This window comes from Curtobacterium poinsettiae (assembly GCF_047226435.1).
GTDB classification, from domain to species: domain Bacteria; phylum Actinomycetota; class Actinomycetes; order Actinomycetales; family Microbacteriaceae; genus Curtobacterium; species Curtobacterium poinsettiae.
The window spans coordinates 2576150-2590491 of record NZ_CP178434.1; the positions used below are offsets into that span (position 1 = coordinate 2576150).

The 14342-nt window shown below is 71.1% G+C and carries 17 protein-coding genes; 9 read left to right on the forward strand and 8 right to left on the reverse strand.

Translation table 11 applies throughout. The features are described from left to right. The first annotated feature begins 21 nt into the window (after positions 1-21). Positions 22-1362 (forward strand): aspartate--tRNA(Asn) ligase, encoded by a 1341-nt coding sequence (gene aspS / locus ACL00U_RS12075; protein ID WP_017888582.1) that lies wholly within the window; start codon positions 22-24, stop codon positions 1360-1362. A gap of 109 nt (positions 1363-1471) precedes the next feature. On the opposite strand, the gene ACL00U_RS12080 is transcribed toward aspS, so the two are convergent. The 5 genes from ACL00U_RS12080 to ACL00U_RS12100 form a co-directional block, all read right to left on the reverse strand. Further along, positions 1472-1765 carry a Dabb family protein gene (locus tag ACL00U_RS12080; protein ID WP_017888581.1) on the reverse strand — a complete coding sequence of 98 codons (294 nt, stop codon included), beginning with the start codon at positions 1763-1765 and terminating at the stop codon, positions 1472-1474. Next, positions 1762-2016 carry a glutaredoxin family protein gene (locus ACL00U_RS12085; RefSeq protein ID WP_042538082.1) on the reverse strand — a complete coding sequence of 85 codons (255 nt, stop codon included), beginning with the start codon at positions 2014-2016 and terminating at the stop codon, positions 1762-1764. Before ACL00U_RS12085 ends, ACL00U_RS12080 begins: the two co-directional genes overlap by 4 nt. 88 nt (positions 2017-2104) lie before the next feature. Beyond that, positions 2105-2203 carry a 30S ribosomal protein bS22 gene (locus tag ACL00U_RS12090; protein ID WP_003792170.1) on the reverse strand — a complete coding sequence of 33 codons (99 nt, stop codon included), beginning with the start codon at positions 2201-2203 and terminating at the stop codon, positions 2105-2107. Between the two features lie 109 nt (positions 2204-2312). After that, positions 2313-2507, reverse strand: a complete 195-nt coding sequence (locus ACL00U_RS12095) for a helix-turn-helix domain-containing protein (RefSeq protein WP_017888579.1) — start codon at positions 2505-2507, stop codon at positions 2313-2315. A 156-nt stretch (positions 2508-2663) separates the two neighbouring features. Next, on the reverse strand, positions 2664-3179 hold the full coding sequence (locus ACL00U_RS12100) for an ArsR/SmtB family transcription factor (protein ID WP_017888578.1): 516 nt from the start codon (positions 3177-3179) through the stop codon (positions 2664-2666). Between the two features lie 75 nt (positions 3180-3254). On the opposite strand from ACL00U_RS12100, the gene ACL00U_RS12105 reads away from it, so the two are divergent. Both ACL00U_RS12105 and ACL00U_RS12110 read left to right on the forward strand, forming a co-directional pair. Then, positions 3255-4688: a TrkH family potassium uptake protein gene (locus ACL00U_RS12105; protein ID WP_017888577.1), complete on the forward strand. Its 1434-nt coding sequence runs from the start codon at positions 3255-3257 to the stop codon at positions 4686-4688. Next, the gene (locus ACL00U_RS12110) at positions 4681-5376 is read left to right on the forward strand and encodes a potassium channel family protein (RefSeq protein WP_217499818.1); all 696 of its coding nucleotides are present in this window, start codon (positions 4681-4683) and stop codon (positions 5374-5376) included. Before ACL00U_RS12105 ends, ACL00U_RS12110 begins: the two co-directional genes overlap by 8 nt. Positions 5377-5445: 69 nt before the next feature. Here the strand turns inward: ACL00U_RS12110 and proC are convergent, their stop codons facing one another. Continuing rightward, a complete protein-coding gene (proC, locus tag ACL00U_RS12115; RefSeq protein ID WP_412873439.1) occupies positions 5446-6276 on the reverse strand; it encodes a pyrroline-5-carboxylate reductase in 831 nt (276 codons plus the stop codon). Between the two features lie 64 nt (positions 6277-6340). Between proC and ACL00U_RS12120 the strand changes: the two genes are divergently transcribed. After that, on the forward strand, positions 6341-7297 hold the full coding sequence (locus ACL00U_RS12120; RefSeq protein WP_017888574.1) for a cation diffusion facilitator family transporter: 957 nt from the start codon (positions 6341-6343) through the stop codon (positions 7295-7297). Here the strand turns inward: ACL00U_RS12120 and ACL00U_RS12125 are convergent. After that, the gene (locus ACL00U_RS12125) at positions 7278-7712 is read right to left on the reverse strand and encodes a nucleoside deaminase (RefSeq protein ID WP_042538238.1); all 435 of its coding nucleotides are present in this window, start codon (positions 7710-7712) and stop codon (positions 7278-7280) included. The genes ACL00U_RS12120 and ACL00U_RS12125 overlap by 20 nt on opposite strands. A gap of 76 nt (positions 7713-7788) precedes the next feature. Between ACL00U_RS12125 and upp the strand changes: the two genes are divergently transcribed. The 5 genes from upp (at position 7789) to ACL00U_RS12150 (ending at position 13265) form a co-directional block, all read left to right on the forward strand. Further along, positions 7789-8424, forward strand: coding sequence for a uracil phosphoribosyltransferase (upp, locus tag ACL00U_RS12130; protein WP_017888572.1), 636 nt, complete (start codon positions 7789-7791; stop codon positions 8422-8424). Positions 8425-8915: 491 nt separating this feature from the next. Next, complete coding sequence (locus ACL00U_RS12135; RefSeq protein ID WP_017888571.1) at positions 8916-9683, forward strand: winged helix-turn-helix domain-containing protein; 768 nt, start codon at positions 8916-8918, stop codon at positions 9681-9683. 257 nt (positions 9684-9940) lie between these two features. Next, complete coding sequence (locus tag ACL00U_RS12140) at positions 9941-10453, forward strand: MarR family winged helix-turn-helix transcriptional regulator (protein ID WP_235045702.1); 513 nt, start codon at positions 9941-9943, stop codon at positions 10451-10453. Further along, positions 10450-11799: a cryptochrome/photolyase family protein gene (locus ACL00U_RS12145; RefSeq protein ID WP_017888569.1), complete on the forward strand. Its 1350-nt coding sequence runs from the start codon at positions 10450-10452 to the stop codon at positions 11797-11799. The genes ACL00U_RS12140 and ACL00U_RS12145 overlap by 4 nt, the downstream gene beginning before the upstream one ends. Then, positions 11796-13265 (forward strand): serine hydrolase domain-containing protein, encoded by a 1470-nt coding sequence (locus ACL00U_RS12150; protein WP_412873440.1) that lies wholly within the window; start codon positions 11796-11798, stop codon positions 13263-13265. The genes ACL00U_RS12145 and ACL00U_RS12150 overlap by 4 nt, the downstream gene beginning before the upstream one ends. 74 nt (positions 13266-13339) lie before the next feature. On the opposite strand, the gene ACL00U_RS12155 is transcribed toward ACL00U_RS12150, so the two are convergent. Beyond that, positions 13340-14311, reverse strand: coding sequence for a carbohydrate kinase family protein (locus ACL00U_RS12155; RefSeq protein ID WP_159556777.1), 972 nt, complete (start codon positions 14309-14311; stop codon positions 13340-13342). Between the last annotated feature and the right edge of the window lie 31 nt (positions 14312-14342).

The following is a 14342-nucleotide window of genomic DNA, read 5'->3' on the forward strand; positions in this document are numbered from 1 at the left end:
AGGCGGTTAGACTCGACCACCGTGATCGAACGCACCCGCATCGCCGACCTGGCAGCCCTCCCCGACGGTCCCGTCTCCGTGGCCGGATGGGTCGAGACCGTCCGAGACCAGAAGAAGGTGCAGTTCGTCGTGCTGCGCGACGAGACCGGCGCCGTCCAGCTCGTGAACCCGGCGACGCGCGAGGCCGAGGACGGCGACGACGCCGCACAGTCCGCGCTCGCGACCACCAACGAGATCTCCGGCCTGGCGCACGGCACCTTCGTGCACGTCACCGGCACGCTGAAGCACGACGAGCGCGTGAAGCTCGGCGGGCTCGAGGTCAAGATCGGTGCGCTGCAGGTGGTGAGCGCCGCGATCCCGGAGACCCCGATCGCCGACGACTCGTCGCTCGACAAGCGTCTCGACTGGCGCTTCCTCGACCTGCGCAACCGCAAGCAGAACCTGATCTTCCGCATCCAGACGACGCTCGAGCACGCGTTCCGCACGTACTGGGTCGACCGCGACTACATCGAGATCCACACCCCGAAGCTGATGGCGTCGGCGTCCGAGTCGCGCGCCGAACTGTTCCAGCTCGAGTACTTCGAGACCACCGCCTACCTGGCCCAGTCGCCGCAGAACTTCAAGCAGATGGCGCAGCCGGCCGGCTTCGGTGCCGTGTTCGAGATCGCCGACGCCTTCCGCGCCGACCCCTCGTTCACGAGCCGTCACGCCACCGAGTTCACCAGCGTCGACGCCGAGTTCTCGTGGATCGAGTCCCACGAGGACGTCATGGCGATGCACGAAGCGGTCCTGGTCGCCGGCATCACCGCCGTCAAGGAGAAGTACGGCAAGGACATCGAAGAGGTCTTCGGCTTCGAGCTGCAGGTCCCCGCGACGCCGTTCCCCCGCGTGACCCTGGCCGACGCGCGCAAGATCGTCGCCGACAGCGGCTACGACGTCGTCCGCGCCGACGGCGACCTGGACCCCGAGGGCGAGCGCCGCGTCGCCGCCTGGGCGAAGGAGCACCACGGCTCCGAGTTCGTCTTCGTCACGGAGTACGACGCCTCGATCCGGCCGTACTACCACATGCGGAAGCCCGGCGACCCGTCGGTCACCAACAGCTACGACCTCATCTTCAACGGCGCCGAGATCTCCACGGGTGCCCAGCGCGAGCACCGTGTCGACGTGCTCGAGGCGCAGGCCGTCGAGAAGGGTCTCGACCCGGAGGAGCTCGGCTGGTACCTCGACTTCTTCCGCTACGGCGTCCCGCCGCACGGCGGCTTCGGCATGGGCCTCGCGCGCGTGCTGATGCTCATGCTCGGTGAGCCGTCGATCCGCGAGGTCACGTACCTGTTCCGTGGCCCGACGCGCCTGACCCCGTAGTCACCAGCGAGTGAGCAGAAGAGGTCGCCTCCGGAAATCGGAGGCGACCTCTTCTGCTCACTGGACGCACGCAACGCACGCAGCGCCGGGGCGGGACGGGAGGCCCGGCTCAGCTCTGCCAGTCGATGGCGGCCCGCGCGGTGACCAGGTCGCGGATCTCGGCTGCCGCGGCCTGGTGCGCCGGATGCACCTGGTACTCGTCGAGTCCGGCGAGGTCGTCGAAGGTGGCGACGACCGCGACGTCGCTGTTCTTCTCCGGGTAGGCGACGTTCTCGACGACCTCGAGCGAACGGATCGACCCGATGGTGCCGGTGAGGCCGGTCAGGAGCTCACGGATCCGGGCGATGGACGCGGCGCGGTCGAGGTCCTCGCGCAGGGTCCAGGCGACGACGTGGGAGATCATGCGGGGGAACCGGCCTTCTCGAGGGCACGTGCGAGCCGGTCGGCGTCGACGTGCCAGTTGCTGTGGACGCGCCCGTCGATGAGCACCACGGGGATGTCCTCCGCGTACTCCTGGCGGAGGGCGTCGTCGTCGAGGATCGAGCGTTCCTGCAGGGTGACCCCCGGGTGGTCGGCGACGACGCGTTCGACCACGGGCCGGGCGTCGTCGCACAGGTGGCATCCGGGCTTCGTCAGGAACGTCACTGCGGGCATGGTCCCAGCGTAGCCCGGGAACGCAAAAGCCCCGGCGAACCGGGGCTTCTCGTGCAGGTCCTTCGACCTGCGCAGACCTGTTGAGGATCTACTTCTTGTTGCGTCGCTGGTGACGCGTCTTGCGAAGGAGCTTGCGGTGCTTCTTCTTCGCCATGCGCTTACGACGCTTCTTGATGACAGAACCCATGTGGACCTCGCTCGGACTGATGCTGATGTACGGACACCGGGCCGAAGAGACCGCGGAAAATCAACCTGCCCGAGTCTACCGGCTGCCCGCTGTGATGTCGAACGCGCGCTCAGCCGACGTCCGCCACACCACCGCGCAGCACGTCGGCGACGGCTGACTCGGGGACGCGGAAGGAGCGGCCGAAGCGGATCGCGGGGAGCTCCCCGGCGTGCACCATCCGGTAGACGGTCATCTTCGAGACGCGCATCATCTCGGCGACCTCAGCGACGGTGAGGAAGCGCACATCGTCGAAACTGCCGGTCATGGTCCGCCTTCGGGGCTCGCACGCGCTGCGCACGCCAGTGGTGTGACCTGTGTGGTCAGTGGCAACTGTAGAGGCGCGTGCGACCCGGTGTCCAGGATCAGTCCGAGCAGCGCGCACCGACCCTCGCCAGGTGCTCGCCGGCGGGTGTGACGGGACTCAGTCCTCGTCGCCCCGACGGGTGAAGCGCTTGCGGCTGCGGTCGACGACGCGCTCCCAGCCCTGCTGCGCGCCGGAGATCGCGGCGGTCGCCCGGTACGACGCCTCCGCCATGACGCGACCGAGTTCGGTGCCGACCTCCACCGTCGCCTTGCCGGCCGCACCGTTCCGGCGGATCGACACGGGCTGGCCGTCCGGCGTCCACGCCGTGGTGGCCGGGGTGCCGTCGGCGTCGACCGCCCCCGTGAACGGCAGGACCCACTCCTCCAGGCGCACGAGCGGCTCCGGGTCGAGTCGGTAGTAGCGGTGCTGCCCTTCTTCACGGCTGGTGACGAGACCGATGTCACGCAGGACACGCAGGTGCTTCGACACCGTGGGCTGGCTGACCCCGAGGCGTTCGACGAGCTGGCCGACGCTGAGCTCCCCGCCGGTGACGTCCGAACCGTAGGCGGACAGCAGGGTGCCGAGCAGCTCGCGCCGGGTCGGGTCCGCCACGACGGAGAAGATGTCGGCCATGGTGGCAAGGCTAGCCGGGGCGCCACGGATGTACCATGACGAACCGTCCCGGCCCATGTCCTCGGAGGCATACGCATGCTCGACCGAACCGAGCCGATCCCGCACCACGTGGGTGTCGGCCGACGACGGGCGAGCCGGATCGCGACGGTGCTCCGCTCGTCACCGTCCCGGCTGGCGATCGTCGTGTTCATCGCGCTGATCTTCCTGTTCACGGTGCTCTTCATGACGCCGTGGGCCACGGCGGACCGCAGCAGCACCCACTTTGCGGACGCCCTGTTCACCGCCGCGTCGGTGGTCTGCGTCACGGGGTTGTCCACGGTCGACATGGCGACGCACTGGTCGGTGTTCGGCAAGGTCCTGGTGGTCATCGGCACCCAGATCGGCGCCGTCGGCGTGCTGACCTTCGCGTCGATCCTCGGCTTGTTCGTCACCCGCAAGCTCGGCCTGCGCGCCAAGCTGATGGCAGCCGGCGACTCGAACCCGCTCCGCACCCACCACGGCGCCGTGCCCGAGGGCCAGGCCGTCCGGCTCGGCGAGGTCGGCACCCTGCTCGCGACCGTGGCGGTGAGCACGCTGTCGATCGAGATCGTCCTCGGGCTGCTGCTCCTGCCGTCGGTGCTCATCGCCGGCATCCCGTTCTGGACCGCGGTCGGCGACTCCTTCTACTACGCGGCCATGGCCTTCACGAACACCGGGTTCTCGCCCAACGCCGACGGCCTGGACCCGTTCGCCCACGACTACTGGTTCCTGTCGCTCCTGATGGTGGGGGTCGTGGCGGGGTCCATCGGGTTCCCGGTGATCCGTGCCCTGACGAAGCAGCTGCGCACCCCGCGCCGCTGGCCGATCCACGTCAAGCTCACCCTGGCGACGAGCGCGGTCCTGCTCCTCGGCGGCGCGGCCGTCTACATCGCGCTCGAGGCGTCGAACCCGACGACCTTCGGCGAGGAAGGCGCCGGGCGCACCGCGTTCCAGGCACTCTTCCTGTCGACCATGACCCGGTCGGGTGGCTTCTCGCTCGTCGACTTCGACCAGCTCAACGGCTCGAGCCTGCTCGTCACCGACATGCTCATGTTCATCGGCGGCGGGTCCGCCTCGACCGCCGGTGGCATCAAGGTCACGACCCTCGCGGTGCTGTTCCTGGCCGCCGTCGCCGAGGCCCGCGGTCGTCAGAGCATGGAGGCCTTCGGCCGCCGGATCCCGAGCGACGTCCTGCGGGTCGCGGTGGCCATCGTGCTCTGGGGCGCGACGATCGTGGCGGTCGCGACGGTGGTGCTCCTGCAGATCACCGACGACTCGCTCGACCGCGTGCTCTTCGAGGTGATCTCGGCGTTCTCGACCAGTGGCCTGTCCTCCGGTGTGTCCGCGGACCTGCCCGAACCGGGCAAGTACGTCCTCGCCGCCACCATGTTCCTCGGCCGGGTCGGTACAGTGACCATCGCCGCTGCCCTGGCCGCCAGCCAGAGCCGGCAACTGTTCCGCCGTCCCGAGGAGAGGCCGATCGTTGGCTGACCGCACCCGTTCGTCGCACCAGCACGGTGCCATCAGTCACGACGCTCCCGTCCTGGTCATCGGGCTCGGTCGCTTCGGTGCCGCCACCGCCGGCCAGCTCGAACGCCAGGACCGCGAGGTGCTGGTCGTCGACACCGACGCCGGGCTGGTGCAGAAGTGGTCCGACCGGGTCACCCACGCGGTGCAGGCGGACGCCACCGACATCGACGCGCTCCGCCAGATCGGCGCACAGGACTTCGCCATCGCCGTCGTCGGCACCGGCAGTGACCTGGAGTCGAGCGTCCTGATCACGGCGAACCTGGTCGACCTCGGCGTCCCGCAGATCTGGGCGAAGGCCATCAGCCGGTCGCACGGCACGATCTTGTCCCGCATCGGCGCGAACCACGTCGTCTACCCGGAGCGTGAGGCCGGCGAGCGCACGGCGCACCTGGTCTCCGGCCGGATGCTCGACTTCATCGAGTTCGACGACGACTTCGCCGTGGTCAAGATGTTCCCGCCGCGCGCGGTCCGCGGCAAGGACCTCGCCACCACGGTCATCCGGACCCGCTTCGGCCTGACGGTGCTCGGCATCAAGCCGCCCGGCAGCCCGTTCGTGCCGGCGACGCCGGACAGCGTCATCGGCGAGGACGACGTCATCATCGTCTCGGGTTCCGAGACCGACCTGGAGCGCTTCGCCGCGTACGAGTAACGACCAGCGGACGGACGGGAGGCCCGTGGCGGCGTCGCCACGGGCCTCCCGTCCGCACTGCGGTTGCGTCTACGACGCGGCGATCTCCTCGGCACGTGCGATCGCGGCGCGCGACGCGCGCAGCAGCGTGTCCGCCAGGTCGGCGTCCTGCAGCACCGCGACGGCACGCTCCGTCGTGCCCTTCGGGCTGGTGACCGCACGGCGCAGGTCGGCGGGCTCGCGGCCGGAGCGCCCGAGCAACTCGACGGCGCCCCGGACCGTGCCCTGCACCATCATCGCCGCCTGTTCGTGGCTGAACCCGAGCTCCTCGGCGGCACGCTGCCACTGTTCGACCAGCAGGAAGACGTAGGCGGGTCCGGAGCCGGACACCGCGGACAGTGCGTCGAGCTGCGACTCGGGCACCTCGATGACCTCGCCCGAGGCGGTGAACACCGACGACGCCAGCGCGACGGCCTCGGCATCGGCCGAGGTACCCGCGCTGATGCCGGTGACGCCGTGGCCGACGCCGATCGGGGTGTTCGGCAGGGCACGGACGACCCGGACACCGGCGGGCACCCGTGCCTCCATGCTCGCGGTGGTGGTACCGACGGCGACGCTGACCAGGACGGCGCCGGGCTCCAGGACACCGGCGACCTCGTCGAGCAGGTCCGCGATCATGTACGGCTTCACGCCGACCACGACGAGGGCGGCTCCGCGGACCGCCGCCCGGTTGGCGTCCGGGTCGGTGTCGCTCGCCGTGGCGTCGAGACCGCGCTCACGGTGGGCCGCTGCGGATGCCTCGGACTTGGTGGTCAGGGTCACGGTGGCCGGGTCGAGTCCCGCGGCGAGCAGGCCGTCGAGGACCGCGCCGGACATGGAACCGACCCCGAGCAGGGCGGTGCGGGGCAGGTCGATCGTCATGCTCCCGACCCTACCGACGCCACCCGCCTAGGATCGTGTCGCAGACCACGAGAAGGGGACAGCTGTGAGCGCTTCCGGAGGCACGAAGGCGATCTTCGCCGCACTCGGTGCCAACATCGGCATCGCGATCGTGAAGTTCATCGCGGCGGCGATCAGCGGCTCCGCGTCGATGCTGGCCGAGGGTGTGCACTCCCTGGCCGACTCGGCGAACCAGCTCCTGCTGCTGCTCGGTGGCCGCAAGGCCCGACGCGCCGCGGATCAAGAGCACCCCTTCGGCTACGGCCGTGAACGCTACGTGTACGCGTTCGTCGTCTCGATCATCCTGTTCTCGGTCGGCGGTGTGTTCTCGCTCTACGAGGGCATCGAGAAGCTCGCCCACCCGCACCCGCTCGAGAACTGGTGGCTGCCCCTCGTCGTGCTCGTCATCGCCATCGGGCTCGAGGGCTTCTCGCTCCGCACGGCCCTGAAGGAAGCCCGGCCGCAGAAGGGCTCGCAGAGCTGGGTGCAGTTCGTCCGCCGCGCGAAGGCCCCGGAGCTGCCCGTCGTGATGCTCGAGGACACCGCTGCCCTGTTCGGCCTGGTGTTCGCCCTGTTCGGCGTCGGCCTGACCGCGATCACCGGCAACGGGGTGTTCGACGCGATCGGCACCATGCTCATCGCGGCGCTGCTCATCGCCGTCGCAGTGGTGCTCGGCATCGAGACGAAGAGCCTGCTCGTCGGCGAGGGCGCCACCGCCGCCGACGTCGAGCGCATCAAGCAGGCGGTGCTCGACGGCCCCGAGGTCGACGCGATCATCCACCTGAAGACCCTGTACCTCGGGCCGGACGAGCTCATGGTCGGCGTGAAGGTCGCCGTCGACGGGGACCGCCGGCTCGGTGACGTCGCCGCGGGGATCGACACCGTCGAGCAGCGGGTCCGGAGCGCCGTGCCGATCGCCCGGGTGATCTACGTCGAGCCGGACGTCCTGCGCACCGGTCCGCAGCCGCCGACCGAGGCGATCGTCATCCTCGCCGCGGACTGAAGAAGGCGTCGAGCAACTCGGCGCACGCCGCCTCGAGCACCCCGCCGATGACCTCGGAGCGGTGCGGCAGCCGGCGGTCCCTGGCGATGTCGTAGACGCTGCCGCTGGCACCGGCCTTCGGGTCCCACGCGCCGAACACGACCCGGGGCACCCGCGCGGCCATGACCGCGCCGGCGCACATCGGGCACGGTTCGAGCGTCACCACGAGCGTGTGCTGCTCGAGGTGCCAGTCCCCCGTCACCGCCGCGGCGGCACGCAGTGCGAGGACCTCGGCATGGGCGGTCGGGTCCTGCCGCGCCTCGCGCTCGTTCCGGCCGGTGGCGACCACGGCCCCGTCGCGGTCGAGCACCACGGCGCCGACCGGCACGTCGTCGGTCTCCAGGCACCGTCGAGCCTCGTCGAGCGCGCGCTCCATCGCTTGGACGAACGGGCGGGCTGCGGGCTCCTCCACGGGACCTCCTGACGGTCGACGGCACGCTAGGCTCGACCCTATGCGAGTCCACGTCGCCGACCACCCGCTCATCACCCACAAGCTCTCGGTGCTCCGCGACCGTACGACGCCCTCTCCCACGTTCCGCGCCCTGACCGAGGAGCTCGTCACGCTCCTCGCGTACGAGGCCACGCGGGGCGTCCGGGTCACGGCGACGCCGATCGACACACCGGTCGCGCACACCATGGGCGTCGCGATCGCCAAGCCGCGCCCGCTCGTCGTCCCGATCCTCCGTGCCGGGCTCGGCATGCTCGAGGGCATGGTCAAGCTCGTCCCGACGGCCGAGGTCGGCTTCCTCGGCATGGCCCGCAACGAGGAGACCCTCGAGCCGCAGACCTACGCCGAGCGCCTGCCCGACGACCTGACCGGGCGCCAGTGCTTCGTGCTCGACCCGATGCTCGCCACCGGTGGCACCCTGGCTGCTGCGATCGACTTCCTCTTCGCCCGCGGTGCGCAGGAGGTCACGTGCGTGTGCATCCTCGGCGCGCCAGAGGGCCTCGCGATGGTCGAGCAGGCCGTCGGCGACCGCAACGTCTCGATCGTCCTCGGCGCGCTGGACGAGAAGCTCGACGAGAACGGCTACATCGTCCCGGGTCTCGGCGACGCCGGCGACCGGCTCTACGGCCTGGCCGAGTAGCGACCACCCCACGGACAGGAGGCGCGGTGCCGGTCGGCACCGCGCCTCCTGTCGTCCGTGCGGTCGCGCTCACCGCACCGTCCGTGCGGACGGTTGACACCGCGTTGGTATACCGCAGATACTCGTCACATGACTGCAACCGTGTCCACCCGCGTCCTCTCCGAGGCGTGCTCCTCCGCAGGGGCAGTGGGGACCGTCGGCACGATGATGCCGACCATGTCGGTCATGCGTTGTCGAATGTGTGCCTGATCGGCACCCGTTCCAGCCGGATCCCCCGCGACACCACCCCCGTCGCGCGAGCGTGATCCCCGGGTGACGGACACCGTCGGCGACGCGCACCACGTCACGAGGTCTGTCTCCCGTTCCCCCGGGTCGGCCCCGGTCCGCAGCAGGACCGCAGGGCACATCGGCGTACCGCCGTACCCGGGATGACGCATTCGACACCGGCCGCCGCCCACCCGCGCACCGGCCACACCGCCCGGAGAACCACCATGTCGCTCACCATCGCCCAGCCCCGCACCGCGCTCCGCTCGGTACCGACCCCGACCGACCTCGGCACCGTGACGCCGATCCGCCCGCGACCCGTCTCCCCGGCGGCGAGCGGACCGGCCACCGCGCCGACGAGCCCGGTGGTCGCGCCGCAGCGGAACCGCGCCCTGCCGGAGGGCACCGAGGCTCGCGGCTTCGCCCTGTACGTCGGCATCGACGAAGCCAAGGCCGCGGCCGCCGGCACGACCCTGGCCGCGGTCGTCGAGCAGCTCAAGGCACTCACCGCCCAGCTCGTCCCGTCGTCCGAGACCTACGCGGCCGTCGCCGTCGCCGCCGAGCACTCCGGTGGCCGCGACGTCGACGTCGTCCGCCTCGCGCTGCAGGACCGCTCCGCGGTGGCCGCCCGCAAGCAGGCCGAGAAGCCCGAACCCGAGGAGACGGGCGTCGTCATCGACATCTCCCGGAAGCGCGTGACCCTCGACGGTGAAGCCGCGCCCCTGACCTACAAGGAGTTCGAGCTCCTGCAGTTCCTGGTCCTCCGCGAGGGCCAGACCGTCGACCGCTCAGCGATCATCGAGGGCCTGTGGTCCGACGGCGAGGACGAGACCCCGAACGAGCGCACCATCGACGTGCACGTCCGTCGCCTCCGCTCCAAGCTCGGCGCCTTCGAGGAGATCGTCCGGACCGTGCGCGGCGTCGGCTACCGCTTCGACCGGCACGCGGACGTCGCAGTGCGGTACGCGTCGACCCCGTCACCCGACCTCTTCTGAAACGCTCCGACTGCTCTTGGTGAACTCGCAGCGAACCGGGCCCGGAGAGGCTGGCGCCCCGTTACCGCTTCGTTATACAGTCGGTGGTGCAGACGGTGTTTGCTGTGGCACCGCCTGCGGAATGTGATTGCAGGAAACTCTTGGTGCAAGGGAGAGGGCCGGTCGCCGACAGGTGGCCGGCCCTCGTGCATGTCGCCCGGCTCCTGTCGGAGCCCGTCGGTAGTGTGGTCAGTCCGACGACCGGAGGGAACGCGAACGTGAGCGAGACACGCCGCAGTGAGAAGGCGACCGCCGTGGCCGCCTGGGAAGCGCTGTTCCGCGCCCAGGTCGCCGTGATGCGGAGTCTCAACGCGGACTTCCCCGGCGACGAGATCTCGTTCAACGAGTACGACGTGTGCTTCAACCTGTCGACCCAGCCCGGTCGACGCTGCCGGATGCGCGACCTCACCGGGCACCTGCTGCTCACCCAGCCGAGCGTCAGCCGCCTGGTCGACCGACTGCTCGCCCGCGGCATCGTCGAGAAGCAGCCGGACCCCACCGATGCCCGCGGCGTGATCGTGGCGCTGACCCCGCACGGCTTCGACGTCTACCGGCAGGTCGCCGTGCAGCACGCGGCGAGCATCGCCCAGCAGGTGGGCGCCGGCCTGTCCGACCCCGAGCTCCGCACCCTCACCGAACTCTGCACCAAGCTCCGGCTGGCAGTCGGCACGGCACCGGGCCGGCGGTCGACGCCCCGAGCGGTCACCACGCTGGATTCGGCGACGGTGTGACCGGCGCGATCGTCTGGCTCCGTGACGACCTGCGGCTGTCCGACAACCCGGCGCTCCGTGCGGCGATCGACCACGGCGGCGACGTCACCGTGGTGGTCGTCCTCGACGAGCAGTCCCCCGGACTCCGTCCGATCGGTGCGGCGAGCCGCTGGTGGCTGCACCACTCCCTGACCGCGCTCGACGCCGACCTGTGCGAGCGGGGTTCCCGGCTGGTCCTGCGACGCGGTGCCGCGGCGCAGACTATCGACCAGCTCGTCGCCGAGACGGGCGCGGACGCCGTGTACTGGAACCGTCGGTACGGCGCAGTCGAGCGCGACATCGACGCCGGGATCAAGGGCGCACTGCACGATCGCGGCATCGAGGCGCACAGCTTCGCCGCGAACCTGCTCTGGGAACCGTGGACGGTGCTCACCGGCCAGGGCGAGCCGTACAAGGTGTTCACGCCGTTCTGGAACGCCGTCCAGGCACTGCCCGAGCCACGGCACCCCCTGCCGGATCCGGACGACCTGCCCGCTGCGGCCGACGTCACCGGTGACGCACTGTCCGACTGGGCGCTGCTGCCGACGGAGCCCGACTGGGCCGGTGGGCTCCGCGACGCCTGGACCCCGGGCGAGCACGGCGCCCGGCAGCAGCTCGAGCACTTCGTCGAGCACGCGCTCGAGGACTACGACCAGCGGGACGAGCCCGCGATGGAGGCCACGAGCAGCCTCTCCCCGTTCCTGCGGTGGGGCGAGATCAGCCCGTACCAGGTGTGGCACCGCCTGCACGAGCGGCTCGAGCCCGCGCAGCGCCAGAACGCCTCGGCGTTCCTCCGGCAGCTGGCATGGCGTGAGTTCAACTGGAACGAGTACTTCCACTGCGACGACATCGCCACCGTCAACGTCCGTCGGAACTTCGACGCGTTCCCCTGGCGTGACCCCGAGGAAGCCGAGCTCGAGCGCTGGCGACAGGGCCTGACCGGCTTCGACCTGGTCGACGCCGGCATGCGCGAGCTCTGGCACAGCGGTGCGATGCACAACCGGGTGCGGCTGGCCGCCGGGAGCTTCCTGGTGAAGAACCTGCTCGTCGACTGGCGCGTCGGGGAGCAGTGGTTCTGGGACACGCTGGTCGACGCCGACCCCGCGAACAACGCGGCGAACTGGCAGTGGGTCGCGGGTTCCGGCTTCGACGCCGCACCGTACTTCCGTGTCTTCAACCCCGATCGGCAGCTCGAGCGGTTCGACCCGCACCGCGAGTACGTCCACCGCTGGGTCCCCGCCGACGAGCTGCGCCCCGAGCCGATGGTCGACCTGAAGGCGTCACGCCAGCGGGCGTTGGACGCCTACGAGCGGATGCGCCGCTCGTGAAGGATGCGCCGCTCGCGAACGATGCGCACCCCGCGGCGGCTGCGGTCGTCGACCAGGTCGACGAGCTGTTCCGCGCTCGTGTCGAACAGGGCATCGCGCCGAGCAGTGTGTGGGGTGTGTTCGACCGTTCCGGGCTCGTCGCCTCGGGCGGGCACGGCGACCGCGGTGACGGTCAGCGGCCGGACGCGGACACCGTGTACCGCATCGCCTCGTGCACCAAGAGCGTCACGGCCGCGACCCTGCTGACGCTCGTCGCCCGGGGCTTGCTCGACCTCGACGCCCCGATCACCGACTTCGTGCCGGCCTTCGACGCCGTCGCCCTGCCGACCCCGGACTCTCCCGTCCCCACGGTGCGGATGCTGCTGACGATGTCGGCCGGGTTCCCCACCGACGATCCCTGGGCCGACCGCCAGGAGTCCATCTCGGACACCGAGCTCGACCAGGTCCTGCGTGCTGGCCTGCTGTTCGACTCGCTGCCCGGCACCCGTTTCGCGTACTCGAACCTGGGGTACGCACTGCTCGGCCGGGTCGTCGCCGTCGTGACGGGGCAGCCCTTCACCCAGGCCGCCAGCGAGATCGTGCTGCGTCCCCTCGGACTGGCCGACACGGTGTTCCGCGCCGACGAGTCCAGCGGGTTCGTGGTCACCGGTGTCCGCGGGCACGAGGGCGACTGGGAACCCCTGCCGATGACCGGGCCTGGCGCGTTCTCGTCGATCGGTGGACTGTTCTCGACCGTGCGCGACCTGGCTCGCTGGGCGACCCACCTCGGCTCTGGCTTCTCCGGCGCGCCCGAACCCGGTCCGGTCTCCCCCGCCGACCGCCGGCTCATGCAGCAGGCGATGCGGGTCGTCCCCCCGTCGGTCGTCCCGGGTTCGCCCCGCGCAACCGCGTACGGCTTCGGGCTGTTCGTCGAGCAGGACGACCGCTTCGGCGAACTCGTGTCCCACTCCGGCGGCTACCCGGGCTTCTCCGCCCACATGCGGTGGTCCGTGCGCGACGGCCTCGGGGTCGTCGCGTTCGAGAACGCCACCCAGGCCAAGGTCTCCGCTGCCGCGCAGCAGGCGCACGATCTCGTGCTCGAGGCGGCGCTGACGACGGACGCACCCGCGGCGACCGGACCGAGCACCGGGGTGGGGGTGACCAGCCGCGCGACGCGAGCCGCGCAGGCCGCGGTGATGCGCCTCCTGGCCGACTGGCGCGACGACCTGGCGGACGCGATCTGCACGCCCAACGTGGCGATGGACGTGCCCTACGACCGTCGACGGCGCGCGGTCGCCCAGGCCGTGTCCGAGGTCGACGCCGACCTCGCTGCGACACCGGTGGCCGAGTCCTCTTCCGCACCGTCGCACCTGCGCTGGTGGATGCCCGGCGCGTGCGGGCGGCTGCGCGTCGAGATCCGGCTCGCACCCGTGGGTGCCGGACTCGTCCAGACCCTGAACGTGGTCGCCGAGCCGTCGGAGCGCTGACCCGCAGGCAGCACCGCCGGTCAGATCGCGCAGAGCACGCAGATCACGCAGATCACCCAGGTCGCTCAGGTCGCTCAGACCGGCGGCCGACCGCCCACGAAACCGAGTGCCCGAGCGGCGACCCGGGTGCCCTCGCGTGCCGCCGCACCGACCCGCACCGGGTCGGTCGCCCAGGCGCGGACGAACCCGGCGACGAAGGCGTCCCCGGCGCCGATGGTGTCGACGACGGTCGCGGGCGTCGCAGGGACCCGTTGGACGCTCCGCCCCCGGCGCCCGATCAGTGCGCCGTCCGCCCCCGCCGTGACGACGACCAGCGGGACGTGCTCGGTCAGCCGGCGCACCGCGGCGTCGAGGTCGTCCCCTCCGCCGAGGGCGAGCGCCTCCTGCTGGTCGGGGAAGAGCACGTCGACGCCCCGCAGCGCCTGGAGGAACCGGTCCGCGCCGACGGTCTCGATCACCGCGACCGACGAGGGGTCCACCGCGACGCGCGCCGGCCCTGTCCGGGCACACGCGACGAGTGCGGCGAGCCGGTCGACCCCGCCGCCGAGCATGGCGGCACCCGTCAGGTGCACGATGTCAGCACGTGCGACCAACGAGGGCGGGACGTCGGCCGCGCTGATCTTCCCGCTCGCCGCCGGATCGGACATCGCGGTGCGGCCGTGGTCGTTGCGGACGGAGACGACGACGCCGGTGGACGTCATCGCGTCGTAGCGCAGGTGGGCTCGGACCCCGGCGTCCTCGAGCGCACGCTCGTGCCGGTAGACGTCGTCGACCCCGACCCGGGCGACGACGTCGACCTCGGCCCCGAGCCAGCCGAGCCAGGTGGCCGTGTTGCCGCCGGCCCCGGTCGGACGGTGGCGGATCTGCGCTGCCGGGTCGTGCACCCCGATCCGGTGCGCGGTGGTGTGCACGAGGACGCCGTCCAGGACGTCGCCGACGACCAGGAAGCGTTTTCCGGCGCCACGGCGACGGCCCGCGACCACCCGTCCAGCGGGGGTCCCCTCGGGCCGTGACGGCGGCAGAGCGCGCTCGAACGGCATGGACATCCGCAACAGTGTACTTGGAAACGAGTATTTC